General features: G+C 72.7%; 28 protein-coding genes. 13 read left to right on the top strand and 15 right to left on the bottom strand.

The features are described 5' to 3' along the window. The first annotated feature begins 27 nt into the window (after positions 1–27). The 3 genes from ACTWJ8_RS04360 to ACTWJ8_RS04350 are packed head-to-tail and all read left to right on the top strand — an operon-like array spanning position 28 to position 2,993. Positions 28–1,140 carry an NAD/NADP octopine/nopaline dehydrogenase family protein gene (locus tag ACTWJ8_RS04360; protein WP_443262960.1) on the top strand — a complete coding sequence of 371 codons (1,113 nt, stop codon included), beginning with the start codon at positions 28–30 and terminating at the stop codon, positions 1,138–1,140. Further along, entirely contained in the window at positions 1,137–2,126 is a 990-nt protein-coding gene (locus ACTWJ8_RS04355) for a 3-hydroxyacyl-CoA dehydrogenase NAD-binding domain-containing protein (protein ID WP_443262959.1), read from the top strand. Before ACTWJ8_RS04360 ends, ACTWJ8_RS04355 begins: the two co-directional genes overlap by 4 nt. A gap of 39 nt (positions 2,127–2,165) precedes the next feature. After that, on the top strand, positions 2,166–2,993 hold the full coding sequence (locus ACTWJ8_RS04350; RefSeq protein ID WP_443262958.1) for an alpha/beta fold hydrolase: 828 nt from the start codon (positions 2,166–2,168) through the stop codon (positions 2,991–2,993). Here the strand turns inward: ACTWJ8_RS04350 and ACTWJ8_RS04345 are convergent. Then, a complete protein-coding gene (locus ACTWJ8_RS04345; protein ID WP_443264802.1) occupies positions 2,983–3,669 on the bottom strand; it encodes a haloacid dehalogenase type II in 687 nt (228 codons plus the stop codon). The genes ACTWJ8_RS04350 and ACTWJ8_RS04345 overlap by 11 nt on opposite strands. A 301-nt stretch (positions 3,670–3,970) precedes the next feature. Between ACTWJ8_RS04345 and ACTWJ8_RS04340 the strand changes: the two genes are divergently transcribed. After that, a complete protein-coding gene (locus tag ACTWJ8_RS04340) occupies positions 3,971–4,168 on the top strand; it encodes a hypothetical protein (RefSeq protein WP_356380440.1) in 198 nt (65 codons plus the stop codon). 41 nt (positions 4,169–4,209) lie between these two features. Here the strand turns inward: ACTWJ8_RS04340 and ACTWJ8_RS04335 are convergent, their stop codons facing one another. Further along, positions 4,210–5,727 carry an MFS transporter gene (locus tag ACTWJ8_RS04335; RefSeq protein ID WP_443262956.1) on the bottom strand — a complete coding sequence of 506 codons (1,518 nt, stop codon included), beginning with the start codon at positions 5,725–5,727 and terminating at the stop codon, positions 4,210–4,212. Between the two features lie 168 nt (positions 5,728–5,895). On the opposite strand from ACTWJ8_RS04335, the gene ACTWJ8_RS04330 reads away from it, so the two are divergent. Beyond that, entirely contained in the window at positions 5,896–6,357 is a 462-nt protein-coding gene (locus ACTWJ8_RS04330; RefSeq protein ID WP_356380435.1) for an SRPBCC family protein, read from the top strand. Positions 6,358–6,371: 14 nt separating this feature from the next. On the opposite strand, the gene ACTWJ8_RS04325 is transcribed toward ACTWJ8_RS04330, so the two are convergent. Next, a complete protein-coding gene (locus ACTWJ8_RS04325) occupies positions 6,372–7,049 on the bottom strand; it encodes an AIM24 family protein (protein WP_443262955.1) in 678 nt (225 codons plus the stop codon). Positions 7,050–7,079: 30 nt separating this feature from the next. Further along, positions 7,080–7,754 carry a hypothetical protein gene (locus ACTWJ8_RS04320; RefSeq protein WP_443262954.1) on the bottom strand — a complete coding sequence of 225 codons (675 nt, stop codon included), beginning with the start codon at positions 7,752–7,754 and terminating at the stop codon, positions 7,080–7,082. A gap of 100 nt (positions 7,755–7,854) precedes the next feature. Here ACTWJ8_RS04320 and ACTWJ8_RS04315 point away from each other — a divergent pair, with 100 nt between their 5' ends. After that, positions 7,855–8,130, top strand: coding sequence for a hypothetical protein (locus ACTWJ8_RS04315; protein WP_356380426.1), 276 nt, complete (start codon positions 7,855–7,857; stop codon positions 8,128–8,130). Positions 8,131–8,193: 63 nt separating this feature from the next. Here ACTWJ8_RS04315 and ACTWJ8_RS04310 read toward each other — a convergent pair whose 3' ends face one another. Both ACTWJ8_RS04310 and ACTWJ8_RS04305 read right to left on the bottom strand, forming a co-directional pair. Then, positions 8,194–9,387: a methyltransferase gene (locus ACTWJ8_RS04310; protein WP_443262953.1), complete on the bottom strand. Its 1,194-nt coding sequence runs from the start codon at positions 9,385–9,387 to the stop codon at positions 8,194–8,196. A gap of 76 nt (positions 9,388–9,463) precedes the next feature. After that, positions 9,464–9,751, bottom strand: coding sequence for a tetratricopeptide repeat protein (locus ACTWJ8_RS04305; RefSeq protein ID WP_443264800.1), 288 nt, complete (start codon positions 9,749–9,751; stop codon positions 9,464–9,466). Positions 9,752–9,921: 170 nt separating this feature from the next. On the opposite strand from ACTWJ8_RS04305, the gene ACTWJ8_RS04300 reads away from it, so the two are divergent. From ACTWJ8_RS04300 to ACTWJ8_RS04290, 3 genes are all read left to right on the top strand, one after another. Beyond that, entirely contained in the window at positions 9,922–10,065 is a 144-nt protein-coding gene (locus tag ACTWJ8_RS04300; RefSeq protein ID WP_356380418.1) for a hypothetical protein, read from the top strand. A 168-nt stretch (positions 10,066–10,233) separates the two neighbouring features. Further along, on the top strand, positions 10,234–13,428 hold the full coding sequence (locus ACTWJ8_RS04295; RefSeq protein ID WP_443262952.1) for an amidohydrolase family protein: 3,195 nt from the start codon (positions 10,234–10,236) through the stop codon (positions 13,426–13,428). A gap of 133 nt (positions 13,429–13,561) precedes the next feature. Continuing rightward, entirely contained in the window at positions 13,562–14,053 is a 492-nt protein-coding gene (locus tag ACTWJ8_RS04290; RefSeq protein ID WP_443262951.1) for a DUF5709 domain-containing protein, read from the top strand. On the opposite strand, the gene ACTWJ8_RS04285 is transcribed toward ACTWJ8_RS04290, so the two are convergent. The 5 genes from ACTWJ8_RS04285 to ACTWJ8_RS04265 are packed head-to-tail and all read right to left on the bottom strand — an operon-like array spanning position 14,050 to position 19,337. Beyond that, positions 14,050–14,694, bottom strand: a complete 645-nt coding sequence (locus ACTWJ8_RS04285; protein ID WP_443262950.1) for an ABC transporter permease — start codon at positions 14,692–14,694, stop codon at positions 14,050–14,052. The two genes, ACTWJ8_RS04290 and ACTWJ8_RS04285, sit on opposite strands and share 4 nt — an antisense overlap. Then, positions 14,694–15,443, bottom strand: coding sequence for an ABC transporter permease (locus tag ACTWJ8_RS04280; RefSeq protein WP_443262949.1), 750 nt, complete (start codon positions 15,441–15,443; stop codon positions 14,694–14,696). The genes ACTWJ8_RS04285 and ACTWJ8_RS04280 overlap by 1 nt, the downstream gene beginning before the upstream one ends. Beyond that, positions 15,440–16,426 carry an ABC transporter ATP-binding protein gene (locus tag ACTWJ8_RS04275; RefSeq protein WP_443262948.1) on the bottom strand — a complete coding sequence of 329 codons (987 nt, stop codon included), beginning with the start codon at positions 16,424–16,426 and terminating at the stop codon, positions 15,440–15,442. Before ACTWJ8_RS04275 ends, ACTWJ8_RS04280 begins: the two co-directional genes overlap by 4 nt. Next, positions 16,423–17,319, bottom strand: a complete 897-nt coding sequence (locus ACTWJ8_RS04270; protein WP_443262946.1) for an ABC transporter substrate-binding protein — start codon at positions 17,317–17,319, stop codon at positions 16,423–16,425. Before ACTWJ8_RS04270 ends, ACTWJ8_RS04275 begins: the two co-directional genes overlap by 4 nt. A 2-nt stretch (positions 17,320–17,321) precedes the next feature. Next, positions 17,322–19,337 carry a CocE/NonD family hydrolase gene (locus ACTWJ8_RS04265; RefSeq protein ID WP_443262945.1) on the bottom strand — a complete coding sequence of 672 codons (2,016 nt, stop codon included), beginning with the start codon at positions 19,335–19,337 and terminating at the stop codon, positions 17,322–17,324. 111 nt (positions 19,338–19,448) lie between these two features. Here ACTWJ8_RS04265 and ACTWJ8_RS04260 point away from each other — a divergent pair, with 111 nt between their 5' ends. Together ACTWJ8_RS04260 and ACTWJ8_RS04255 are read left to right on the top strand one after the other, a co-directional pair. After that, positions 19,449–20,291 (top strand): N-formylglutamate amidohydrolase, encoded by an 843-nt coding sequence (locus ACTWJ8_RS04260; protein ID WP_443262944.1) that lies wholly within the window; start codon positions 19,449–19,451, stop codon positions 20,289–20,291. Further along, positions 20,284–20,814, top strand: a complete 531-nt coding sequence (locus ACTWJ8_RS04255; RefSeq protein ID WP_443262943.1) for a flavoprotein — start codon at positions 20,284–20,286, stop codon at positions 20,812–20,814. The genes ACTWJ8_RS04260 and ACTWJ8_RS04255 overlap by 8 nt, the downstream gene beginning before the upstream one ends. On the opposite strand, the gene ACTWJ8_RS04250 is transcribed toward ACTWJ8_RS04255, so the two are convergent. The 3 genes from ACTWJ8_RS04250 to ACTWJ8_RS04240 form a co-directional block, all read right to left on the bottom strand. Continuing rightward, on the bottom strand, positions 20,790–21,947 hold the full coding sequence (locus tag ACTWJ8_RS04250) for an alpha-hydroxy-acid oxidizing protein (RefSeq protein WP_443262942.1): 1,158 nt from the start codon (positions 21,945–21,947) through the stop codon (positions 20,790–20,792). The genes ACTWJ8_RS04255 and ACTWJ8_RS04250 overlap by 25 nt on opposite strands. Before the next feature lie 70 nt (positions 21,948–22,017). Further along, a complete protein-coding gene (locus ACTWJ8_RS04245) occupies positions 22,018–22,902 on the bottom strand; it encodes an alpha/beta hydrolase fold domain-containing protein (RefSeq protein ID WP_443262941.1) in 885 nt (294 codons plus the stop codon). Further along, entirely contained in the window at positions 22,887–23,444 is a 558-nt protein-coding gene (locus ACTWJ8_RS04240) for a quercetin 2,3-dioxygenase (protein WP_443262939.1), read from the bottom strand. The genes ACTWJ8_RS04245 and ACTWJ8_RS04240 overlap by 16 nt, the downstream gene beginning before the upstream one ends. Before the next feature lie 114 nt (positions 23,445–23,558). Between ACTWJ8_RS04240 and ACTWJ8_RS04235 the strand changes: the two genes are divergently transcribed. Further along, positions 23,559–24,032 (top strand): MarR family winged helix-turn-helix transcriptional regulator, encoded by a 474-nt coding sequence (locus ACTWJ8_RS04235; RefSeq protein ID WP_356380383.1) that lies wholly within the window; start codon positions 23,559–23,561, stop codon positions 24,030–24,032. On the opposite strand, the gene ACTWJ8_RS04230 is transcribed toward ACTWJ8_RS04235, so the two are convergent. Then, on the bottom strand, positions 24,010–25,290 hold the full coding sequence (locus ACTWJ8_RS04230; protein WP_443262938.1) for a phytase: 1,281 nt from the start codon (positions 25,288–25,290) through the stop codon (positions 24,010–24,012). The two genes, ACTWJ8_RS04235 and ACTWJ8_RS04230, sit on opposite strands and share 23 nt — an antisense overlap. 224 nt (positions 25,291–25,514) lie before the next feature. Between ACTWJ8_RS04230 and ACTWJ8_RS04225 the strand changes: the two genes are divergently transcribed. Then, positions 25,515–26,168, top strand: coding sequence for a GntR family transcriptional regulator (locus ACTWJ8_RS04225; protein ID WP_443262936.1), 654 nt, complete (start codon positions 25,515–25,517; stop codon positions 26,166–26,168). The last annotated feature ends 42 nt before the right edge of the window (positions 26,169–26,210 follow it).

Genomic DNA, 26,210 nt, shown 5'->3' with positions numbered 1-26,210 from the left:
GCCCCACTGAAGGGAACGCAACCACCCATGGACCTCACGATCCTCGGCGGCGGACACGGCTGCTTCGCCGCGGCGGCGGAACTCGCCGAGCACGGCCACGCCGTGCGCTGGTGGCGGCGGGACACCGCGGCCCTCGACGACCTGCGCGACACCGGCGCCCTCACCGTCCGCGACCACCGCGGCAGCAGAGAAGTGCCGGTGAGCGACACGGCGGGCGAAGGCGCTGTCCGGCCGGTGCCCGACCTCGCGGACGCCGTACGCGGAGCGCGGCTCGTCGTCGTACCGCTGCCGGCCACCGTGCACGAGGACCTCGCCGCGCGCGTGGCGCCGCTGCTCGAGGACGGCCAGGTGGTCTTCCTGCCGCCGGGCACCTTCGGCTCCGTGCTCTTCGCGCGGGCCCTGGCCGACGCGGGGAACACGGCCGACGTCGCCTTCGCCGAGACCGGGACGCTGCCCTACCTTGCGCGCACCCACGGGCCGTACGAGGTGGTGGTGAGCGGGTACGCCACGCGGCTGCCCACCGGAGTCCTGCCCGCCCGCTCGTCCGACGCCGCGTTCCGCGTGCTGCGGAAGGCCTATCCCGCCGTCGAGCCGGTCGAGGACTGCCTCAGCGGCGCGCTCATGAACGCGGGGCCTGTGATCCATCCGCCGCTCATCCTCATGAACGCCGGCCCCCTGGAGCACAGTTCGAACTGGGACATCCACAACGAGGGCACCCAGCCCGCCATCCGCCGCGTCACCGACACCCTCGACGCCGAACGCGTCGCCGTCCGCGAGGCACTCGGCTACACGGCCCCGCACTTCCCGCTCGCCGACCACTACGCCACCGACGGCGACGAGTGGATGTACGGGAGGGCCGCCCACGAACGCCTGACGGACAGCGGCGACTGGCGCGAGGAGATCGACCTCCTGCGCCACCGCTACATGCTGGAGGACACCCGGCTCGGCCTGTCGTTCCTGGTGTCGGTCGGCCGCTGGGCGGGCGTGCCCACACCGGTCGCGCAGGGTCTGCTGAGCCTGGCGTCGGCGGTCACCGGCAGCGATCTGTACGCCGAAGGACGCACCCTCGATTCGCTCGGCCTGGCCGGGCTCACCCGCTCCGAACTGACCAAGCTGCTGCACGAAGGGATGCCCGCATGACGGAGACGCACGAGCACGTCGACGTGGTGGTGGTCGGGGCCGGCCGCATGGGCCAGGGCATCGCCCGCGCGTTCCTCGCGGCGGGCATGGACGTGGTCCTCGCCGACGTCAAGGAGACGGACGAGGACCGCACGCCGTACCGCAAGACGGCCGAGCGGCGGATCCTGGACGGCCTGCGGACGGACACCCCCACCCGGACCGCCTGCCTCGTCGTCTGCGACCGCGAGTCCGCACGGGCCCGACTCGCCGAAGCCGACGTGGTGTTCGAGGCCGTCCCCGAGGTCGTCGAGATCAAGCAATCCGTCCTGTCCTGGGTCGACGCGCACGTGGCGGACGACGCGGTGATCGCCTCGACCACGTCGACCTTCCTCGTCACGGAGATCGCGGAGCTGGTCGCCGACCCGAGCCGCGTCCTGAACGCGCACTGGCTGAACCCCGCCGACCTCATGCCCCTCGTCGAGGTCAGCCGCAGCGACCGCACCGACCCGGCGCACGTCGAGCGGACGACACAGCTGCTCCGCCGCATCGGCAAGATCCCCGTCGTCTGCGGCCCCGCGGCCGGCTACATCGTGCCCCGCCTCCAAGCCCTCGTCATGAACGAGGCGGCCCGCATGGTCGAGGAGGGCGTCGCCACCGCAACCGACATCGACCTGGCCGTCCGTGCGGGCCTCGGCACCCGCTTCTCCGTCCTCGGGCCGCTGGAGTTCATCGACTGGGGCGGCGGCGACATCCTCTACTACGCCTCCCGCTACCTGACCGCACAGCTCGGCGACCGCTTCCGCGCCCCGGCCGTGGTCGAGGAGAACATGACGACCCGCCGCCGCGGCCTCCAGGACCACGACGGCTTCTACGCGTACGACCCCGAGACCGTCGCGGCCTACCAGGCGGGCCGCATACGGGAGTTCGAGGAACTGCTCCGGCTGCGCGGCCCCGAACTGCGCGCGGACCCCGTCCTCACGGAGCGGCCCGCACCACCGGAGAAATGAGGTGGACGGCGCCGGAAACGGCGTGCGAGCGTTCACCGCATGGTGAACGAGAGTGGGACGCGCCGAGAGCTCGGCACGTTGGCGTCCTTCGACGGTACGGACATCGTGTGGCGGCGGATCGGGGCAGGGGACCCCGTGGTCATGGTGCACGGGTCCGGCGGCGGCCTGCATTCGTGGCAGCCGGTCGCCGAGCGGCTTGCCGACCGGTACGCGGTGTGGCTTCCGGCCCGCCGCGGCTACGAGCCGAGCGGGCCAGGCCATTCGCCGAAGACGTTCGCCGACGAGGTCGGTGACCTCAAGGCGCTGATCGAGCGGATCGGCCGACCGGTCCACCTCGCCGGCATGTCCTACGGCGCCACCGTCGCGCTGCACGCCGCGGTGGCCGGCCTGCCGGTGCGTTCGCTGCTGCTGTGGGAGCCGCCGCTGTTCGCGGTGGGCGAGCAACTGGCGCCCGTGCTCGACGAGTTCAGGGATCTGTCCGCCAAGGGGGAGCGGGGGCGGGCCGGGCTGCTGCTCGCGGAGAAGGTGGCCCGCATCCCCGCCGCACTCCTGGAGGCCATGGGGGCGTCCGAGCCCGCCGCCCACGAGTCGGACGAGCCCGACGACTCGGCCGGCTGGAGCCTCGACCTCGAATCGCTCATCGCCGAACCGGCGGACGTGGAGCGCTGGTCCGCCGTCACCGCCCCGACCCTGCTGATGCGAGGCGCCGACACCTGGCAGCCGATGCCGGAGACCCTCGACCGGCTCGCGGCGGCGCTACCGCACGTCACCGACGTACCGTTCCCCGGCCAGATGCACTTCGCGCCGTCGGTCGCCCCGGACGCGGTCGCCGCGGAGATCGCCCGCTTCCTGAGCGTCACCGACTGAGCTGCGCCGCCAGGTCCGCGAGCCCGTCGGCGTACAGGTCGAAGCGATCCGAGGTGGCGGGCGGGTCGCCGACCGGGCGGGCGACGTAGGCCGTGCGCAGGCCGAGCGCCTGGGCGCCGCGCAGGTCCCAGGCGTGCGCCGCGACCATCAACAGCCGCTCGGGCGGGGCCCCCGACACCGTCACGGCCAGCCGGTACACCGCCGCATCCGGCTTGTACGCCGTCGCGTCCTCGGCAGACAGCGCCTGGTGCCAGCGCAGTCCGGCGTGCGCGTTGAGGTCGAGGAGTGCGGTGCGGCTCGCGTTCGAAAGCCCGATCAACGGGAAGCGCCCGGCGAGGAGTTCGAGGCCCTCGACGGTGTCGGGCCACGGCGGAGGGGTGCGCGCCGCGAACGCCAACTCCCGTACGGCGTCGGCGCTTTTCACCTCCGCGGCCTCGGCGACGAGCGCGGCCGTCTCCAGGTCGAGCGCGTCACTCGGCAGGTACGGGCGGCTGCCGTCGAGCATCTGCCCCTGGGCCTCCTCCACGTGCCGCTGCCACAGCGCCAGCAGGCGCTCCACCTCGGCGTCGTCGAGCGCCGGGTCGAGACGGCGGATGCCCGCGCGAATCCCGGCGGGTTCGTCGACGAGCGTGCCGAGCACGTCGAAGACGAGGGCGTCGAACTGCGGCGAGGACATGCGGCTCAGCTCCAGGGAGATCGGCGACATCGACGTCAACACGATCCCCGCCCACCGGATTCCCGCGCGTCGTCCACGTCCTCGTGCGCTACGAAGTGGACCGTCCGCTGCTCACCGTGCGCCTGCCGCTCACCGTCGGCCGGCGCTGAGGTCGGCCTTCCGTTTCGAGATGTGTGGTGCCCGGGCTGTGAAGGGAGCGGCGGGTGATCCACCGGGCGGGCAGTCTGGCGCGACGCGGAGCCCAACGGGGGTGCCGCCGCCGCGCGACCGCGGCTTCGGACAAGTAAGGATGCTCATCACTGTGAGTGACATCTCTCGTATCGAGACCCGTGAGATAGCCGACGACGAGCTGGACGGTGTCGCGGGCGGACTCTCCGTCAGCGGCACGGTGAAGGGGCTGACGGCCGAGTTCGACCAGGGCCCCAATGGCCTGCCCGTCCTCACCGGCGGCTCCGTGAAGTCCCTCAGCATCACCGTCTCGGACATCCCGCTGGGCTGACCCGATTCCGTAGGGGCCGGGGGACTGTGGTGTCCCGGCCCCTACGGGTGCCGCTCCTCGCCCGGCTCCAACGCCGGTGCGGAGACGCCCAGATGGGAGCGGCACTGCGGGCGCGGGGCGTCCTTCACGCGGGGGCGGACCGCGCGCGGGCGGATGAACACCGCCGCCGTCGCGGCGCCCAGTGCGAACAGCAGGGCGCAGCCGTACGCCGCCCGGTGGAACGACGTGTCGACCGAGTCGGGGCGGGTGTACGCGTCGCCCGACAGGCCCACCGCCAGCGGCAGCGCCGCCACCACCAGGAGCTGGGCGACGCGTGCCGCCGTGTTGTTGACGCCGCTGGCGAGCCCGGCGTGCTCCGGGGCCACCGACGCCAGGACCGTCGTCGTCAGCGGCGCCACGAACAGGCTCATGCCGAGCCCGAGCACCGCAACGGCGGGCAGCACATCGGCCGCGTACGAGGAACCGGGCCCGACCCGCAGCATCAGCAGCACCCCGACCGCCGCGACGACAGGACCCACGACGAGCGGGGGCGTCGGCCCGACCCGGCGCGCCAGATCGCCCGCACGGGGCGAGAGCAGCAGCATCAGCGCCGTCACCGGCAGCGTCGCCACGCCCGCCTCCAACGCGTCGTAGCCCAACGCGATCTGCAACTGCACCGGCAGCATGAACAGGATGCCGCCGATCCCCGCGTACAGGCACAGCGTCATCCCGTTCGCCGCGCTGAACAGGCGGGACCGGAAGAGTGAGGGCGGCAGCATCGGCGCGGCGCGTCTGCGCTCCACGAGCACGAACGCGATCCCGGCCAGTACACCGACGGCCGCGGCGACCCCGGCGGGCGTGGAGAACCGGCCGCCCGAAGAGCCGATCAGTGCGTAGCTCACCCCTGCCAGACACAGCGCGGCCAGCACGGCTCCCACCAGGTCGAACGGGGCGTCGGCCGCCGCCGCGTCCCGGCTCTCCGGCACGTACCGCAGGGCGATCGCGAGGACGACCGCCGCGATCGGCACGTTGATGAGGAAGATCCACCGCCAGCCGGGCCCGTCGATCAGCCACCCGCCGAGAAACGGCCCGAGCGCGCCCGCCACACCCGTCAGACCCGACCACGCGCCGACCGCCCGCGCCTGGTCGTCCGGATGGAACACCGACCGCACCAGCGCCAGCGAACCCGGTGTGAGCAGCGCCCCGCCGACACCTTGCAGCGCCCGCGCCGCGATCAGCGTGCCCTCCTCCGGCGCGAGCCCGCACGCGGCGGAGGCCAGCGCGAACCACACCACGCCAAGCACCAGCGCCCTGCGCCGCCCGATCCGGTCGCCCATCGCGCCGCCCCACAGAAGCAGCGCGGAGAGGGTGAGCATGTAGGCGTTGACGACCCACTGGAGGGCGGAGAGCGACGCGCCCAGATCGCGGCCCATGGTCGGCAGAGCGACGTTGACGACCGTGCCGTCCAGCATGGCCATTCCGGAGGCCAGCACCACGCAGGCGAGGATCCACCGCCCGCGCGCCGACGAGAGCCGGACGCCGGGGACGGCTTCGGAGGTGGGGCGGTCCGTCGCTGCCATTGCGCACATTGTCGCGGAGGGGAGGGGCGGGCGCGACCGTCCGCGCTCGCCCGTGGGCGGCCGTGTCCGCGCAGGCGACACCGGGGGCGCGCTGCTAGGTTTGTCCGGAAATGCGGCCGTCGTGTCCCGTCGGCGAACAGGAGCGTCGAACAGGAGCGTGACCCAGCCATGGCCAGGACCCGTCGACTGATCCTCAGCTCGCCCTCCGAGGTGTGGGCGCTGCTCTCCGACGGCTACCGCTACGGGGAGTGGGTGACGGGAACCCAGCGGGTGCTCGACGTCGACCCCGCCTGGCCGGCCGTCGGCACGGCCCTGAAGGTGCGGGTCGGACTCGGCCCGCTGACCCTCGACGACACCAGCACGGTGCGGATCTGCGAACCGGAGCACCGGCTCGAACTCGAGGCCAAGGCCGACCCGTTCGGCGCGGCCCGCATCGCGATGAACCTCATCCCGTGGGCGGAACACACCCTGTTCGTCCTCGACTGGCACCCGCTGCGGGGCCCGGGCACCCGCATGCACGGGCTCCCGGTCGACTACCTCGTCGCCGTCCGCAACGGCATGATGCTGACGAAGCTCGCCCGCATCGCGGTCGACGAACACCAGAACAAGGGCCCGGCACGCACCTTCTGAGCCGCTGGGAGTCCTCAGCGCTGCTGTGGCTTCTGCGCCGTCGCCTCGCTGGGCCGTACGACGACGAACCCCTCGCCCTCCAGCATGAGTTGCACCGCCTCCCCGGACCCGCCGCGGATCATGGAGCCGAGCGACTGCGAACGGTGCAGCGAGGTCCGCAGGTTGGCGCTCCAGCCCACGACGGCGTCGGTGTCGACGTACATCGGCGCTTGAGGTGTCACGGTGAACACGAGCGGATTGCCCTCGCACACCAACCCGAGCCGCCCGTGCCCGGTGAACACGCTGTTGAAGAGCCCGCCCCCGGAGATCCCGGCGCCCTTCACGGTCTTGATCTCGTACGACAGCGAGGCGTCGAAGCACAGCACGTTGCGGCCGTTCACCGTGAACACGTCGCCGGGTTCGAGGTCCACCACGAACACGTTCTGCGCCTCCTGCGCGAACCACGCCTCGCCCTGCCCGCGCACCTTCATCACCGGCAGGCCCTCCCCGGTGACGGCCCGCTTCAGCATGCCGCCGACGCCCTGTCCCTTCCGCTCGAACGACAGGTTCCCCCGGTAGGCCACCATCGAGCCCTGCCGCGCCAGCATCTCGCCGTCGACGACGTACCGGATCGCCTTGGCGTTCTGCACGGTCATCCCGGGCGCGGCGGCGGCCTGCACCACGTACTCACTCGCGAAAAGATCACCCTTCATCCGGGCATCGTGTCCCGGAGGGATTCGTTCCTACAAGGCCCGCGGCGCCGGGCGGTCCTCGCGCTCCGGGTGGTCAGGGCGCAGGATCGTCTCGCTGCCGATCGGGGTGAAGCCGCAGGAGAGGAACGTGCGGAGGGAGCGCGCGTTGCCGGGGGAGACGGCGGCGAAGACGGCGCTGCCCGCCGGGACGAGTGTCAGGGCGTCGACGAGGAGGCGGCGTCCCGTGCCCGGTGCGGCGCCGTCGGGGGAGTGCAGCTCGATGCTCAGCTCGAGGCGGCCCGCGAGGCCGGAGGCCAGGGTGACCAGGCCGCGCTCGTCGCCGTGGACACGGACGTCCGTGCGCACGTCGCGGGCGTGGCGGACGCGGGGGTGATCGTCGGCGGAGGCCCCGAGCGAAGGCAGCCGGGCGGGGCCTCCGGTGCCGCGGGCCACGAGGGTCGCGTCGGTGCAGCCGATCCAGCCCGCCGGGCCCGCCAGGTAGCGCAGGAAGTCGGGGGCGAGGGAGGCCCCGAAACCGTCGGGCTTCCGAGCGAGCACCTCGTCGGCCGGCAGGGCGGTCGCGACGACAGCGTGCCCGGTGAAGGCGACCGAGCACTCCAGCCCACCGGGCAGCGCGGGCAGCACGGTCACCCCGCCGTCGGAGGGCGGGAACCGGCCGTCGGCCGCGCGGTCGAAGTGGGCGAGGAGCGGGTGGGGTGCGGTCACGGGGTGCATTGTGGCGTCCGGTCGATGGCCTCGGCACGTGGTTTTCGCGGTGACGTGACGGCGGGGCCGGGGCATTCTGGGAGGGGCGAAGGAGGACCGGATGATTGCCAGGGTTGCCGTGTGGGAGCCGATGCCGACGGACGACCGGGACTGGGTGCTGGAGGCGGCCGCGTCCGTGCCCGGGGTGCACGGGTCGTACCACCTCGTCGATCCCGTCACCGGGAACGGGCTGTCCGTCGCCTTCTTCGAGGACGAGGGCGCGGCCCAGGCCGCGCGGCGGGCCATCGAGAAGCGGGCCGAGGAGATCGGCTGGAACGAGGAGCCTCGACCCGGTCCGGTGTCGCAGACGATGTATCAGGTCGTCCGGCACACCTGAAGGCCAAGTCGTCGGGCACACCCGACGATCGGATCGTCCGGCACGTCCGGCACGTCCGACCGCTCAGCCGCGCTTCGTCGCCTTCAAGAGGACGAACTTGGCGTTGCTGGCCACCAGTTGGCTGTTGCCGAACAGACGGCGCAGCTTCACGTGGTAGCCGAGGTGGCGGTTGCCGACCACCCAGAGCTCGCCGCCGGGGCGGAGCGCCGCGCGGGCCTGGGTGAACATGCGGTACGCCGTCGCGTCCGTCGTGGCCTGGTGGGTGTGGAACGGGGGGTTGTTCAGGACCAGGTCGACGCTGCCGGCAGGGGTGTCCGCGAGGCCGTCGCCGACCCGGAACTCCGCCCCACCGGGCCGCTCGCCCGCGTTCGCCTCGTACGTGGCCCGCGCCGACGCCACCGCCTGATGCGACTCGTCCGTGAAGAGGACCTCGGCGTCCGGGTGGGTGAGGGCCGCGCTGGTTCCCACCACGCCGTTGCCGCAGCCCAGGTCGACGATCCGCCGCGCCCCCGTGTCCCGGGGCAGGTGGGCCAGGAGGAAACGGGTGCCGATGTCCAGGCGTTCCGCGCAGAACACGCCCGCGTGGTTGACGACGGTGCGCGACGACAAGGGGCCGATGTCGGACGGGAGCCGGTAGCTGTGCGGCCACGGGTTCGGCGGCGGCGTCAGCGACAGGTCCGGCGTCGTGAAGATGAGGCGCGCCTTCTTCTCCGCCAGTGACGTGCGCGTCGGCCCGACGATCCGCTCGAAGAGGTTCAGCGTCGACGTGTGGATCTCCTTCACCATGCCGGTGCCGACCACCACCGTGTTCTCGTGGAGGGCGGGGCGCAGCCGGTGCAGCTGGTCCTCCAGGAGCGCGAGGCTCTTCGGGACCCGGACCAGGAGCACGTCGACGCGCGGAGGCGGGGTGTCCTGGGTGGTGAGGAGATGTGCGTCCCCGTGCCCGTTCCGCGCCAGGTTCGCCCGGGTGGCCTGTTGGCCGAGGTACGAGTCCGAGATCACCGTGGGCGTGCAGCCGGGCACGCCCGTGGGCGCGGTCGCCAGCGCGCCCCAACGGTCGCCCACCACCGTCACCGCGCCGCTCAGGTCCGTGCCGCTCTCGGCGAGGTGCCGCAGCAGGTACATGTCGGCGGCGTCCCACGCGCGCAGCTGGTCGCGCGGGTCCTCGGGGAAGCGGGTGAGGTCGACATCACCCCAGGGGGTGGCCGTGCGGGTGGTGGGCGCCGGGGCGGGAGCGGGCTGATCGGTGCGGTTCATCGTCCAGCAAGGCTAGCCGAGGCATGACGTACGGGCGTACGCCCAGGTGGGCGCACGCCCGTACGCGTACGTCGTGTCACTCGGGGAAGTCGCCCGCGAGCGCCGCCGCCATCCGCAGATGCGGCGCCGCCTCGTCGTGCCGGCCCTGCCGCTCCAGGGTGCGGCCGAGCATCAGGCGGGCGTAGTGCTCCACCGGGTCGCGGTCCACGATGACGCGCAACTCGCTCTCGGCGCGCCGCAGTTGCGCCGAGTGGTAGTACGAGCGGGCCAGGAGAAGGCGGGGGCCGGTCTGCTCGGGAACCTCCTCGACGAGACCGTCGAGGATGCGGGCGGCGTTCGCGTACTCCTTCGCGTCGAAGAACATCTGGGCGCGGTCCCAGCGCTCCGCGGCCGTCCCATGGGTGTAGTACTGCTGCTCCACTGTTGCCTCCTTCGACCGCCTTCAACCGGGGCGGGCCGGGAGGTATTCCCTGGGTGTCGGGGCGCGGCGCCGGGGGCGTTCGCGCAGGTCGCCGCCCGCTCCGAGGTGGAGGCATGGGCGAGAAGGGTGTGCGCGAGGCGGTCGCGCTGAGGCGCCGCCCGGCCTCCCGCCGGCCGTCGCCGGGGCTGTGCTCGCGCAGCGTCCTGGCCCGGCGCAGCGAGTCGGCGGCCTGCGCGAGCGGCACGGCGTCACCGTGACGGGCGGCTGCCGTGTGTCCGTCGACGACTTCGCGCCACCGGACGTGTTGACTCACTGCGGGTGCCACGTATGTTGCTGTGCGTCCCCTCTCCGACACGCGCACAGTCCGGTCCCGCAAGACCCATCGGTCCCACAGGTTCCACACACCTCCGCGCTCTGGGAGTCTCATGGACACCACCCCGCTCCACCGCATCGGCGTCAGCCGCCGCCGCTTCCTCCAGACCACCACCGCCACGGCCGGAGCCGCCGCCGCGGGCGGCACCGGCCTCCTCGCGGAGACCTCCGCGGCCGCCGCGCCCCGGTCCACCGCGCTCTCCTTCACCGCCGCCACCAACGGCTCGGCCACCCTGGCCCCGTCCGGCGACCGCATCGTCGCCGAGATCCAGAACATCCTCTGGTCGGTACCGCGCAAGGGCGGCGCTGCCAGAGCCCTCACCACACCCGAACTCGAGCCCACCAGACCGCAGTTCGCGCCCGACGGCAGACGCCTCGTCGTCTGCGGCTACCAGGGCGGCGGCTTCCACCTGTGGCTCGTCGACGCCGACGGCGGCACCCCGAAACAGCTCACCGAAGGCCCCTGGGACGACCGCGGCCCCGCCTGGTCGCCCGACGGCACCCGCATCGCCTTCGCCTCCGAGCGCGGCGGCGACCCCGAGTCCGCCGCGCCGTACCGCATCTGGACCGTCGACGTCCGCGACGGCACCCTCACCCGCCTCACCGGCGCCCCCGACCAGGACGGCCCGGGGCAGTCCGGCGCCTGGGAGGACTTCGACCCGACGTGGTCCGCCGACGGCACCCGCGTCCTGTTCGTACGAGGAGTGGTCACCGCCGCGGGAACCCTCCAGTCGTCCACGATCGCCTCCGTCGCCGCCGACGGCACGGGGCCGGTCACCGCCGCGCACACCGACGACTCAGGGGCGCAGGTCATGACCCCCGCCGTCGCCCCGGGTGCGAAGGGCCCGCTCGCCTATCTGCGGACCACCGCCGCGCCCGCGGCCTCCTGCACCCTCGTCGTCGACGGGAAACCGGTCGACGTCCCGGGCGACCTCGCCCCCGTGCCACCCCGCTGGACAGGACCCGACACCCTTCTCCTCACCGTCGACGGCGGCTTCCGCCTCGTGCGTCCCGCCGCACCGAGCGAGGGCGAGCGGATCGCGTTCACCGCGAAGCTCCCGGTCGACCGGCCCCGCTACCGCGTCAAGCGCTACGACTTCGAGAGCGGCGGAGTCCGCCCGGTACGCGCCCCACACCTGCCCGCGCTCTCCCCGGACGGCGAACAGGTCGCGTTCGCCGCGCTCAACTCGCTGTGGATCGGCGCCACCTCCGGCGGCCGGCCACCGCGCAAGGTCGTCGACGTACCGCCGACCCGGTACGTCCTCGCCCCCACCTGGACCCGCGACGGCACGGCCCTCGTCTACGCCGACGACCGCGCGGGACTGTTCTCCGTGCGCCGCCACGAACTCGACGGCGGCAAGGAGACCGTGCTCGCCGAGGGCGGCCGGGTGTTCCCGGCGCTCTCGCCCGACGGCGACCGGCTCGCCTGTGTCGACATGTCGGGAAACCTCGTCCTGCGCGACCTCGCCGCGGGCACCGAACGCGTCCTCGCCGCACCCATGGGCAGCGGCGGACTGCCCGGCAGACCCTCCTGGTCGCCCGACGGCAGACACCTCGCCCTGTGCGACCGCAGCCGCCTCAACCAGCGGTTCCGCGAGGGCTACAACCTCATCCGCGTCGTCGACACGAAGACCGGCAAGGCGGTCGTGCACGCCGTCGCCCCGCACGTCTCGATCGCCGACCGCTACGACTCGGGACCCGTGTGGTCGCCCGACGGCCGCACCATGGCCGTCATCGTCGAATCCGCGCTGTGGCTGCTGCCCGTCCGCCCCGACGGCACCCCGGACGGCGCGCCACGGCAGGTCACCGACGAGGCCGCCGACCACCCGAGCTGGTCGGGCGACAGCCGCCGCATCCTGTACGTGAGCGCGGGCCGCCTCCGCCTCCTCGACGTCGCGAAGGGCACCGCCCGCACGGTCCGTGTCCCGCTCGACCACCGCCGCCCGCGCCCCGCCGACACCGTCGTGCACGCGGGCCGCTTCTGGGACGGCACCGGATCCGAGGTCCGTGACGACGTCGACCTCACCATCAAGGGCGGGCGCATCACCGCCGTCGCCAGGCACCGCGCGGGCAGCCGGGGAGCGGGCAAGCGGATCGACGCCTCCGACAAGACCGTCGTCCCGGGCCTCTTCGACGCCCACACCCACCCCTGGCAGTCGACCTACGGCGGCCGCCAGACCGCGCTCCAACTCGCGTACGGCATCACCACCGCCGTCTCCCTCGGCGGCTTCGCCTACGAACAGGCCCGGATCCGCGAGGCCGTGTACGCGGGGGCGCTCGCAGGACCGCGACTGCTCGCCACCGGGGAACTCCTCGACGGGGCGCGCGTCGCCTACAGCATGGGCCGCGCCCACCGCACCCGGGCAGGACTGCGCCGCTCCCTCGACCGGGCGGCGGCGCTCGACTGGGACTTCGTCAAGACGTACGTGCGGGCACCGGGGTGGGTGATGAAGGAGGCGGCCGAGTTCGCGCACGAGCGGCTCGGCGTGCGCAGCGGAAGCCACCTGTGCACCCCGGGGATCCAGCTCGGGCAGGACCTGACGACGCATCTTCAGGCCACGCAGCGGCTCGAGTTCGGGCACGCCACGACGGCGAGCGGCCATTCCGGGCAGGACGTCCGGGAGATCTACTCCAAGACCGGCGACTTCCACCTCATCGCGACACCGTTCACGGCGCAGCCGCTGATCGGCGCCGACCCGGACCTCGCCGACGACCCGCGCGTCACGCGCCTGATGCCGCCGTGGGACACCGCCGCCGTGCGGAAACTGGCGGGGACCCCGCCCACGTCCGCCCAACTCGCCACCCTCGACCGAGAACTCGCGGTCTACCGTGGCGTGCTCGCCGCCGGCGGACACATCGCCCTCGGAACCGACCAGCCGCTCGTCCCGGTCGGCCTCCACCTGCACCTCGCGCTCCGCGCCCTGCACCGGAGCGGGCTCACCCCGGCGCAGGTCCTCCACACGGCGACGCTCATGCCGGCGCGGGTCTTCGGGGCGGACAAGGGCCTCGGCAGCCTGGAGGTGGGCAAGCTTGCCGACCTCATGATCGTCGACGGCGACCCCTTCACCGACTTCGACGACCTGATCCGTACGACGACGGTGCTGCGCGGCGGCGTCCCCTTCCACCAGGCCGACCTGGTGGCCGCCTTCGAACCGGTGACCACCCGCACCCTGAAGTCCACCGAAGACGACTGGCTGGAGGTGGGCCGCCACATGCGCCGCGAGGGCTGCTGCGACCCCGGAATCTAGAGCCGAGAAGGCCCTCCCCGCCGCCGCGTGCGCCCGCCCTGTATGAGGTCGGGCCACGCGGGCACTCGTCCCCCACGGCGCGAACCGCAGCGCTCCGCTTCCCCGAAGCGACCACCGACGATCGGAGGCGACCATGAGCGAGAACGAGATGGCGGACGACGCCTACCAGCCCACCGGCGGAAACGAGGAGCAGGAGGACGCCGCCCCGTTCGACCCCGAGGACGCGCTCGACGAACGCGACTACGACGAGATGCTCGACGAGGGCTACTCCCCGCCGGAGAAGCCGCTGGGCGTGACCAAGACCGGCGTCACCGCGTCCGAACAGCACGAGGGCGAATCGCTGGACGAGCGGCTGCGCCAGGAGATTCCCGAGGGCTCGGACACGGAGGGTGACGGGCTGGGGGACCAGCCGGGCGGCGAGGGCGAGCCCATGGACCCGGAGGCGGGCGAGGACCGAGCCGGCCGCCTCACACGGCCTGACGAGGGTGCCCGCCCGGACACGACCAAGGAGGAGGTCGCCAGGGACGAGGGCGTCGACGGCGGCGCGGCGGGCGCGGAGGAGGCGGCGATGCACGTCGTCCCCGACGACCACCTGCCGCCGCCCCTGGACACCCCCAAGCGCTAGACCCGCGTCCCGCGCGGCGCCAGCCGGTTGCCCACCGCGCCGAACAGGCCGTCGGCGAGCAGCGCGAGGACCGCCACCCACAGCGCCGCCGCGATGACGCCGGACAGGCCGTACGACACCTGGTTGAGGATGATGTCGCCGAGGCCGCCGCCGCCCGCCACGGCGGCGAGCGTCGCGCTGGAGATCACGTACACGACGGCGATCCGGATGCCCGTGAACAGCACCGGAAGCGCGAGCGGCAGTTCGACGCGCCACAGGATCTGCCACTGCGTCAGACCCATGCCGCGCGCCGCCCGCACCAGATCCGCGTCGACCTGCTCCACACCCAGGTACGCGTGCGTGAGCACCGGCGGGATCGCCATGATGACGAGCGCGGTCATGACGTTCACGAACCCGATGCCCAGCAGCCCCAGGAAGATCGCGATAAGCGCCAGCGAGGGCAGGGCCCGGCCGATGTTGGAGATGCTCACGGTCAGGAACGAGCCCTTGCCGCGATGTCCGAGCCACACCCCGAGCGGCACGGCGATCACCAGCGCCACGGCGACACCCGCCGCCGAGAGCAGCAGGTGGTCCACGGTCCGGCTGAGCAGCAGACCGAGGTGGTCGGCCATGAAGGAGAAACTCGCGAGGAAGGTGTGCATCAGACGGTCCTCCGCGTCCTGGCCCACGGCGTGAGCACCCGGCCGAGCAGCACCAGCAGCCCGTCGGCGGCGAGCGCGAGCGCGACGGCGAGCAGCCCGGCCCCGATGAACTGGGTGTTGAACGGCGACTGGAGCCCCTGGATGATCGGCGAACCGAGGCCCTGATCGATGATGAACGCGGCGATCTCCACGACGCTGATCGTGGTCACCGTCGCCACCCGGAGCCCGCTCACCACGGCGGGCAGCGCCAGCGGCAGCTCGATCCGCCACAGCACCTCGCGCCGGGTGAGGCCCATGCCGACCCCCGCCCGCCGCACGTCCTCCGGCACCTCGCCGAGCCCGGTCACCGTCGACTTGAACAGCACCATCAGCGTGTACGCGACGAGGGCGATCTCGGCCGTGAGCACGGAAAGACCCGTCACCGGCACCAGGAGCGTGAACAGCGCCATCGGCGGGATCGTGTAGAGGAACGACGTCAGACCGCCCAGCGGCCTGACCAGCCACCGCCTGAAGTGCGCGAGCAGCGCGAGCGGGAACGCGATGACGAACCCGATCCCGACCGCGATCACCGTCAGCCGGACGTGCTGCACGAGCGCGGGACCGAACACGCTGGAGAAGTTCTGCGTGAACCAGTCCACGCAGAACACGCCGTTGTCGCGCACGCACGAACTGGCCGCGCCGAAGTCGGGGATGACGGGATCGGGCCCGGCCGCCAGGGACCCCGTCGCCAAGGTCAGCAGGGCGCTCACGCCGCCTCCCGGATGAGCGCGACGGTGACCGAACCGACCGGCTTGCCGCCGTCGTCCAGGACGGAGAGCCGCTCCGCGCCGCCGGCCATCAGCGCCGACAGAGCGGTCCGCAGCGTGTCACTGGTCCGCAGGGAACCCTCGGTACCGCCCGCCGGCTCCAGCTTCAGATCGCCGAGCGTCCGCAGCGTCAGCGCCTTCAGCCCACGGTCCGTGCCGACGAACCGCGCCACGTAGTCGTCGGCGGGCTCGCGCAGGATGCGCTCAGGGGTGTCGTACTGGAGCAGCTTGCCGCCCTTGGCGAGGATCGCGATCCGGTCGCCCATGCGGACGGCCTCGTCGATGTCGTGGCTGACGAACAGCGTCGTCTTCTGCACCTGCTCCTGGAGCCGCAGGAACTCGTCCTGCACGTGCTCGCGCGTCACCGGGTCGAGCGCGCCGAACGGCTCGTCCATCAGCATGATCGGCGGGTCGGCCGCCAACGCCCGCGCGATGCCGACCCGTTGGCGCTGACCGCCGGAGAGCTGCGAGGGGTAGCGGTGGCCGTACTCCTTGTGCGGGAGGCCGACGAGTTCGAGCAGTTCGCGGGTGCGCTCCGCGATCCTCGGCTTCTTCCAGCCGAGCACCTGCGGCACCGTCGCGACGTTCTCCTCGATCGTCAAGTGCGGGAAGAGGCCCGCCTGTTGGATGACGTAGCCGATGCCGCGCCGCAGCTCGATGACGTCCTGCTCGCGGATGCTGCTGCCGCCGATCCTGATGTCACCGCTCGTCAGCTCGGTGAGCCGGTTGACGAGCGTCAGCGCCGTCGTCTTGCCGCAGCCGGAGGCGCCGAGCAGGACACAGATCTCGCCCGCGGGAACCGTCAGGGACAGCGCGTCGACGGCCGGCTCGTCCGTGCCGTCGTACGTCTTGGTGGCCGCGTCGAAGACTATGTCTGCTGCGGCGCCTGCGGTCTGCATCGTGGAGTGCTCCTCGGTCACGGTCATATCAGCTTGTTCGCTCTCAGGAACCGGTCGGCCACCTTGGCCGGGCTGAGCCGCATCATGGCGGCGGCCTCGTTGAGGGCCTGCATGGCTTCCTCCGTGAGCAGTTCGTCGACGGCGTCGAGCGGTTCGGTGAGCCGCTCGCCGTACTTCTCGACGAGGGAGGTGCGCACGACGGGCGAGACGTTCTGGAACCCGAAGATGGCCTGGTCGTCGTCGAGGATGGTGAAGTCGTAGCGGCGCAGCTGCGGGTCGGTGGTGAACACGTCGGCCGCGTCCACGTCGCCGTTCTTCAGCGCCGGGTACTGCAGGCCGATGTTGAGCGGCCGCACCTTCATGTCGCGCAGCCCGTACGCCTTGACGATGGCGTCGAAGCCGAGCGGGCCCGTGATGTTGTCGGGGTACTCGGCGTACTGGATGCGGCCCAGCTTCTTCAGGTCGCCGACCGTCTTCAGGCCGTGCTCGCGGGCGTCGGCGGTGCGCACGGCGACGGCGTTGCGGTTCTGGAACGGCGTCGGCTTCAGGAGCGAGATGCCGCGGCCCTCTTCGAACTTCTTCGCCGCCTCGTACGTGCCGCGCGCGGTCGTCGGCATGTGCTTGGGCATCGCGAACGTCTGGAGGATCACGCCCGTGTACTCGGGGTACAGGTCGATCTGCCCGTTGCGCAGCGCCCGGTCGATGAGGTCGGCGCTGCCGACGTTCGACTTGAGGACGACGTCGAAGCCGCGGTCGCGCAGGATCTGCGCGTACAGCTCGCCCATCACCCACGACTCGGTGAACTGTTTGGAGCCGACCGTGATGACGGGCCCGGTGCCGGCCGCGGAGCCGGTGGCGGTGGCCACTCCGGCGGCCGCGACGACCCCGAGCGAGCCGGTGAGAAAGGTGCGTCTGCGCATGCTCAGACTCCCTGCCGGGGTATCACCGCGTCCGTGGTGCGATGGAAGACGCGGGTGTCCCCTTCGTAGGCGGTGAGGGTGTTGACGACGGTGAACGAGGTGGCGTCGGAGGTCATGCGGCTGTGCGTGACGACCTTCCAGTGCCAGTCGCCGCGCCCGCCCTCCTCGGTGCGCTCGCACTCCACGACGGCGGACGACGGGTCGCCCTCGGTGAGCGAGAAGCGGTCGACGGCGACCCCCGACTTCCACAGCCCGTCGGAGAGGTCCTTGAAGTCGCCGTCGTTGACGGTGAGTTCGACGGTGGTCCGCCCGGTGACCGGGTCGTGCTCGATGTGCCGCGACGCGCCGTCGCCGGAGGTGGAGAGGTCCACCGGCAGGTCCGGCTGCGGTTCCCCGTAGGGGCGCAGTGCGTCGTCGGCGTCCGTCGCGGGGCGTACGGGGAGGTGGAGCGCGGCGCCGGGGGAGTGGTGCAGCGTCACGGTGACCGGCTCGGGGGACGGCCAGGCCAGCGGCCAGTACGAGGAGGAGACCGCGACGCGGATGCGGTGACCGGGCGCGAAGGCGTGCGCGGTCGCCACCAGCGGCACGGTCACGTCGTAGGCCTGCCCCGGCTCGAGCGGCAGCGGCTCCTCGTGGCCCTCGCGGTGCGTCAAGTTGAGCAGGCCGCGGGTGACGAGCCGGGAACTGCCGTCCGGCGCCACGTCGGTGAGACGCACGGCGAGCTGCGCGGCGGGCCGGTCGGCGCTCACCCGCAGGGTCACCGTCGGCGCGCCGAGGATCTCGGTGCGCTCGTCGAGGGGCGTGGTGGTGAAGCAGTGGGAGAGCCCGTCGTCGCCGCCCTGCGGGCCGAACTGCCCTGCCGCGTCGCCGAACTGGAGCCAGCTGCCGCCCGCGGTGCCGAGCACGCGCGTGCTGTCGAGGCGCGCGTCGCGGAAGCGCAGCGGGTCGTGCCCGGTGGCCTCGCCCGCCGACTCGCCCGCGAGCGCGAGCTGCTGCCGCTCGACGCGCGGCGACGGCCACCGCTGCTCGGCGACCCATCGGCCGGGCCGCTCGTCCCGGTCGGTGCCGGGCGCCGCCCACTCCGGCAACCACGCCCGCAGTGCCGGATCGTCGAGCGCGCCGGTGTCCTTCCCGCGCAGGAACTGGTCGAACCAGCGCACGACCTCGCCGTGGAAGTCGATGCCGGGGCCCGGCGACGCCTGGTGCGGGTACGTGTGTGCCCACGGTCCGACGAGCGCGCGCACCGGAGCGTTGTCGATGCCCTCCAGGAGGCGCAGCACGGCCCCGCAGTACGGGTCGTACCAGCCGCCGACCGCGAGCACCGCCGCCTCGATCGCCGAGAAGTCCTCGCACACCGAGCCGTGCTTCCAGAACGCGTCGCGGGTCTGGTGCCGCAGCCACTCCTCGACGTACACGGGGGTGTCCGCCATCCGCTCGAGCCACTTCTCGCGCCAGGCGTCGCCGACCACGGCGGGGTCGGCGGGGCGCGCGTTGTACGCGAGCATGGTCGACGCCCACGGCAGCATCTCCGAAGCGATCAGCGAACCACCCGTGTAGTGCACGTCGTCGGCGTACCGGTCGTCCGTCGAGCACACCGTCACGATCGCCTTCAGGGCCGGCGGGCGCAGGGCCGCGATCTGGAGCCCGTTGAAGCCGCCCCACGACTTGCCGATCATGCCGACGGTGCCGTCGCACCACTCCTGCGCGGCGAGCCACGCGATGACCTCGACGCCGTCGTCCAGCTCCTGCTGCGCGTACTCGTCGAGCATCAGCCCGTCGGAGTCGCCGCTGCCGCGCAGGTCGACGCGGACGGCGGCGTAGCCGGACGCGGCGAAGCGGGCGTGCAGGCTGTTGTCGCGGTCCGCCGTCCCGTCGTTCTTGCGGTACGGGATGTACTCGAGGATCGCGGGCGCCGGGCGTGCCGCGCCCTCGGGGAGCCAGACGCGGGCGGCGAGGCGGGTGCCGTCGGCGAGCGGAATCCACAGATGACGCACGAGTTCTGAAGGTGCTTCGGGCAAGGTGAGGTACTCCTGTCGCGCTCCAGCTACTCACTGTCCATTCAGTAGTAGCGATCGGGCCCCCTACCCCGCGCCCACACCTCGAAACCACCTGTCCCAGAACCTGGACGGATGGCAGAGTGGCTCCCCATGGACACCCCGGACACTTCCGTACAGGACGGCGCGGGCCCGCCGTTCCGGCTGCACCCTGGCGACCCGGCCTCCCCGGTGCTCCTGCACGTGCCGCACGCGTCCCGGGCGATCCCCGCACGCGTACGCGAAGGTCTGCTGCTCGACGAGGCGGCGCTGGCCCGGGAACTGGACCTCATCACGGATGCGCACACCGACACCCTGGCCGAGCGCGCGGCGCGGGCCGCGCCGCTCACACCTTGGCGCTTCGTCAACGCACGCTCCCGCCTGGTCGTCGACCCGGAGCGGTTCCCCGACGAGCGCGAGGAGATGCGGGCGGTCGGCATGGGCGCGGTCTACACCCGCACCACCCACCGCGAGCCCCTGCGCCCGGAGCCCCCGCCGGACGAGTCGGAGCTCCTGGCCACGTACTTCCATCCGTACGCGCGCGCCATGACGGCCGCCGTCGAGGATCGCCTCGCCCAGACCGGCCACGCGGTGATCATCGACGTCCACTCGTACCCGAGCCGGGCCCTGCCCTACGAGCTCCACGGCACGGACCCGCGCCCACCGGTCTGCCTGGGCACGGACCCGTTCCACACCCCGGACGCCCTCCTCGCGGCGGCCCGCGAGGCCTTCGCCCCGTACGGCGCGACCGCCGAGAACACCCCGTTCGCCGGCACGTACGTCCCCCTCGCCCACTACGCCGAGGACCCCCGCGTCACGGCCCTGATGCTGGAAATCCGCCGCGACACGTACCTCACCGAGCCGGTCACCCCGCACGAGGGTCTTGCACGGGCGGCGGCCGCGCTCACGCGCCTGATCGAAACGGTGACCCATGCCTGAACCCGCCGCCAAGCCCTTCCTGTACGTCGTCGTGTGCGCGGCAGGCATCGCCGACGGCGTGCCCCGGCTCGTGGCCGGGGCACGGGAGCGCGGCTGGGACGTCGGGGTGATCGCGACGCCGACCGCCCTGAACGACTTCTTCGACGTGGCGGAGGTGGAACGGCTGACCGGCCGCGCCATCCGCTCGGCCTGGCGCACCCCCGCCGACCCGCGCCCGTTCCCGCCCGCCGATGCCATGGTCGTCGCGCCGGCCACCTTCAACACTCTCAACAAGTGGGCGGCCGGAATCGCGGACACGCTTGCGGTGGCCACGCTCTGCGAGGCGTACGGGGCCGGGGTCCCCGTCGTCGTCCTGCCGTGCGTCGCGGAGCAGTTGGCCGCCCACCCCGCGTACGGGGACAGCCTGCGGCGGCTGCGCGGGATGGGGGTGCGGTTCGGCGGCGGCGACGGTTTCCGCTGGGAGGAGGCCTTCGAGCTGCTGCCGCCGCCCTCGCGGCCTCAGTCGAGCGTGACCAGCGACTGAGGCGTCAGGTCCGCGAGCGTCGGATAGCCGTCCACCGCCATCGTCAGGTCCGCCTCCGCGAGGAGGGAGCGCAGGACGTGCACGAGACCGTCCTCGCCGCCGACCGCGAGCCCGTACGCGTACGGGCGGCCGACCCCGACCGCCGTCGCGCCGAGGGCGAGGGCCTTGACGATGTCGGCGCCCGAGCGGATACCGGAGTCGAAGAGGACCGGCAACCCGTCCGCCGCCTCTACGACGCCGGGGAGCGCGGCGAGCGCGGGCAGGCCGCCGTTGGCCTGACGCCCGCCGTGGTTCGAGCAGTAGATGCCGTCCACGCCGCCGTCCTTGGCGCGCCGCACGTCCTCGGGGTGGCAGATGCCCTTGAGGATCAGCGGAAGGTCCGTGAGGGAGCGCAGCCACGGCAGGTCGTCCCAGGTGAGCGGGTTGCCGAAGATACCGACCCAGGACCGGACGAGGTCCATGGGGTCGGTGCTCGCGGCCAGCTCCTGGAAGCGCGGGTCCGAGGTGTAGTTGGCGAGGCAGTGGCCGCGCAGCTGCGGGAAGTTGGACGTCGACAGGTCGCGCGGGCGCCAGCCGGTGATCCAGGTGTCGAGCGTGACCACGATCCCCTTGTAACCCGCCGCCTCGGCCCGCTTGACCAGGCTCTCGGCGAGCGCGCGGTCGGTGGGCGTGTAGAGCTGGAAGAAGCCGGGGGTGTCGCCGAACTCCGCAGCCACGTCCTCCAGCGGATCCACCGACAGCGTGGACGCCACCATCGGCACCCCGGTGCGGGCGGCAGCCCGCGCCGTCGCCAGGTCCCCGTGCCCGTCCTGCGCGCACAGCCCGATGACACCGACCGGCGCCATGAACAGCGGCGAGGCCAGCCGCGTCCCGAACAGGTCGACCGACAGGTCGCGCTGCGCCGCGCCCACCATCATCCGGGGCATCAGACCGTACCGCTCGAAGGCCCGCACGTTGGCGCGCTGCGTGTGCTCGTCGCCCGCGCCCCCGGCGACGTACGACCACACGGAGGGAGAGAGGGCCGAACGCGCCCGCTGTTCGAGGGCGGCGAAGTCCATCGGCTGCGTGGGTGTGACACCGCGCAGTCCGTCGAGGTAGATCTCGAATTGGTAGTCGCCGAACTGCGGGCTCATCACGCACCTCTTCGCCAGGGAGCAGGGACACCCCAATCTGCCAGGTGGGAGGTGCCGGGCAAAGGGGTGGTCAGGCGTGCTGTCGCACGAAGTCCAGGGACGCGGCGAAGATCCGCTCGACCTCGTCGTCGCTCGCGCCGTGCCAGCCGTGGTCCGCGCCCGGTATCGCCCGCCACTCGACCGGCGCCCCGGCGTCCCGCAGCGCGTCGGCCAGGTCGCGGCCGTGCGAGCACGCCACCATCGAGTCCGCCTCGCCGTGCACGACGAGGAAGGGCGGGGCGTCCGCGTGCACCTGCCGCAATGGGCTCGCCGCCGCCGCGAGTTCGGGGAGAGCGGCCGACGCCCCGCCCAGCAGCAGTGCCTCGGGCGTCGCCGCGTCCGCCGGGTCGAACGGCGGTCTGGGCGAGGTCAGATCCGCTGGGCCGTACCAGATCACCGCGCCCGCGAGCCGCGGCTCGTCGTCCGTGAGCGCGAGCAGCGACGCGAGGTGGCCGCCCGCCGACTCGCCCCACACCACGGTCCGTTCGGCGTCGATGCCCAGCTCGTCCGCGCGCAGGCCCAGCCACCGCAGCGCCGACCGCAGGTCGTCGAGCGGCGCGGGGAACGTCGCCTCGCCGCTGAGCCGGTAGTCGACGCAGGCCACCGCGAGGCCCGCCGCCGCGAGCCGCTCGAAGGGGCCCGGAGCCCAGCCGCGGGTGCGCACGCCCATGTCGTCACGGCGACCGCGCCGCCACGCGCCGCCGTGCACGAACAGCACCACGGGCGCGGGCCCCTCGGCGGCGGGCAGCCACAGGTCGAGCTCCAGCGGCCGGGAGCCCTCCACCTCCGCGTACGGCACCCCGCGTATCGCCCGCACCCCGTCGGCGTGTTCGGTCGCCCGGGGCAGTGGGGCGACATCGGGGTGCGGCGCAGCGATGAGGCCGCGCAGCTCGCCGGGCGTCACGAGGTCCGCCACTGGTGGTCGGGCAGGAACCGCACGTCGTACTCCTGGGGCACCGTGCCGAACTTGTGCGGCTCCGGCACGAACGGCCGCGCGGGCAGGCCCATCTCCTCCACCGGCGTGCCCAGCGTCTCGAAGAACCGCTCGAACGTGCCGCCGGGGCCCGCCGCGACGCCGACGACCTGCGAGTGGTGCCGCTCCATGCGATAGGCGTGCGTGCAGTTCTTCGGCACGAAACCGAAGTCGCCCGGCGTGAGCAGCCGCTCCATCTGCTCGCCCTCGGGGTCCTCGGCGAACAGCCGGACCGCGCCCTGCGTCACGTAGAACACCTCGTGGGTGTCGGCGTGCACGTGCGCCGGGATGATGTCGCCCTTCGGGCCCTCGACGGTGAAGAAGTTGAACGTGTTGTCCGTCTGCTCGCCGCCCGCGTAGACGGTCACGAGGTCGCCGAAGAGGTGCGCCCGGTCGCCCTCGCCCTTCTCGATCACGTACGGCTTCGACGGGTCGGCCGGTATGCGGGAGGCGCTGCGGTAGCGCGTGGCGAATTCCATGGTCATGGCGAAGTCCTCGGTCGTGTCAGGGTGCCTGACGTTTGATGTCAGGTAGCCTGACACGACGTGCGGTCGCGAGGCAAGGGGCCGTGACGAGACCCACCCGGAAGGATGGACGCAGTGACGAGCGAGCCCCGACGTGATCTGCCGCAACTGCTCGGCGACGCCCGCCGCTGGTTCGAGGACGGCCTGCTCGCGACGCTGGAGGCGGAGGGCGTCGCGCCGATAACGCCCACGCAGGTGCAGCTCTTCGCGATGCTCGACGCGGACGGCACCACCGTCGCGGAGCTGGCCCGCCGCATGGGAGTGACCCGGCAGACCGTCCACCAGGCGGTCAGGGTGCTGATCGCGGACGGCCTCCTCGAGCAGGTGCCGCACCCCGAATCGGCCCGTCAGCGGCTGGTCCGTCGCACCGCGCACGGACGGCGCGCCCACGAGCGGGCGCGCCGCGCACTGGACGGGCTGGAGGCCAGGCTGGCCGAGCGGATCGGCGCGGACGCGCTCGGCGCCCTGCGGGCGGCGCTCGAGGCCCCGTGGGGCGGGCCGGTCGACGAGCGGCCCGCCGCGCCGGTCAGCCGTCGACCGCGTCCGTGACCGCGCCCAGGTCGACGAACTTGAAGTTGGTGGACGGGCGGTCCGGGTCGCCCGGCGCGTCGTGCCCGTCCTGCACGACCAGGAGGCCGTTCGGATAGCGCCTGCCCAGCGGCTCGTTCAGGGCGGCGGCGCCGTCGCACTCCTCCGAGCCGTCGATCCCGTCGGACGCCGGCGCCACACGGAAACCGCCCTCGTACTCGTTGGCGTCGGAGACCTCGCGGTCGTAGCCGGCGAAGGTGTTGTCGCCCTGGCTGGAGGCGAGCAGCAGCCCGTCGCCGTCGTCCTCGTCGACCAGGGTCAGTCCCTCGACGTCCGCGGTGAGGTGGGTGCCGCCGAAGCCCGGGTCGTCGCCCGCGACGCACTCCTCGCTCGCTTCGTCGTAGGTGCCGGGCACCCCGTACTCCTTGACCTTGTCGATCAGCTTCGGGGTGCCGGTGAGGTCGGCGCGCAGCCGCCAGATGCCGACGTCCTCCTGGCCGGCGTAGAGCGTGCCGGTCGCCGGGTCCACCACCATGCCCTCGACCTGCGGCTGCTCGCCGGGCTCCGCACAGGGCGACCAGTCGGCGCCGTTCGGGAGGCGGAAGGAGGACGGCAGGTCGAGGGTGCGGACCTTGGTGTAGCCGACCGAGCCGTCGGCGTTCGCCTTGAGTTCGAGGAGCGCGAGGCGGGTGCGCTCCCGCTGGCTCACGAGGGCGTACGAGCGGCCGCTGGTCTTGTCCGTCCAGGTGGCCAGGCCGTAAGCGGTGCGCTGCTCGTTGATCTCGTCCTGGGAGGCGGAGAAGATCGGGGCGGCCTTCGGGTCGGTGGCATCGGCGAGCGGGCCGCCCGCCCGGTCGCGGTCGATGCGGTACACGCGCAGCCGGTCGTTGCCCCGGTCCGAGGTCACGGCCAGGTCCCCGAGGGCGGCGCTGTGCACCAGGTCGACGTTGTTAAAGCGGCCCGGCGCGTCGTCGGCGCCGGGGCCGGCGGGGGCCGGGAGCGACTGCACCTCGCGCGCGTCCAGGTCGTACACGCGCAGGCCGCCCTGCTTGGCGGTGGCGACGACGAGGCTGCGGTCCGGGTCGGCCGGGTTGCGCCAGATCGCCGGGTCGTCGGCGTCCGCGTCGCCGCCCGCGGTGTCGTCGTGCAGGGCGGCCGTCTCGGCGCGCGGGGTGACGGCGGGCAGCGCCGCGGCGGCCTGTGCGGGGCCCGTCGTGGTCGCGGCGAGCGCGGCGACGGCGGTGGCGAGCACCAGCAGGGACGTCCGTGGAATGGCCACGTGAAAGCTCCTTCATGTCGCGTACATGGCACACACATCCTGTGATCTTGGCGTGAGGCGCAAAGGGGCAGTGCGCGAAGTGGGGGCGTACGCCGGGTGAACGGGCGGTGCGGAGTCGCTCACCCATGAGGTGCGGAGCGCCTTCCTGTGAGTTGCAAACAAAATCGTTGACAATTTCGTTCGCCTAGATTTAGCGTCGACAGGCACTCACTCAGGGAGGGCACATGCCGAAGGAAGCCCGGCCGGGCTCCGGCGAGCAGGCGAAGCAGTACGCGTTGGATGAACTGCGCAAGGCGATCCTGCGCGGTGAGATGTCACCGGCTCAGCGGCTGGTGGAGAACGAACTCGCCGAGCAGTACGACGTGACGCGGGCGAGCATCCGTGCGGCGCTGCTGGAGCTGGCCGCCGAGGGTCTGGTCGAGCGGATTCGCAACCGTGGCTCGCGGGTGCGGGTCGTGACGGTCGAGGAGGCCGTGGAGATCACGGAGTGCCGGATGGCGCTCGAGGGGCTGTGCGCGGGCAAGGCGGCCGAGGTGGCCACCGACGCGCAGCTCGACGAGCTCGCCGGGCTCGGTGACGCCATGTCCAAGGCGGTCGAGAACGGTGACCCGGTCACCTACTCCGACCTCAACCACGAGCTGCATGCCCGTATCCGGGACATCTCGGGCCAGCGGACGGCCGTGGCGCTTCTGGAGCGGCTGAACGCGCAACTGGTGCGGCACCGTTTCCAGTTGGCGTTGCGGCCGGGGCGTTCGCAGCAGTCCCTGGGTGAGCACCTGGCCATGATCGAGGCGATCAGGGCCAGGGATCCGCAGGCGGCCGAGACGGCCGTCCGTGCCCACCTCCGCAGTGTGATCGACGTGTTGCGCGCCGACTGACTCTGCATCGGAGGCGGGTGCACACCTGTCACCAAGGAGATG

The organism is Streptomyces sp. SDT5-1 (assembly GCF_052245995.1).
Classification (GTDB): Bacteria; Actinomycetota; Actinomycetes; order Streptomycetales; family Streptomycetaceae; genus Streptomyces.
This window is presented reverse-complemented; position numbering and strand designations above follow the sequence as displayed.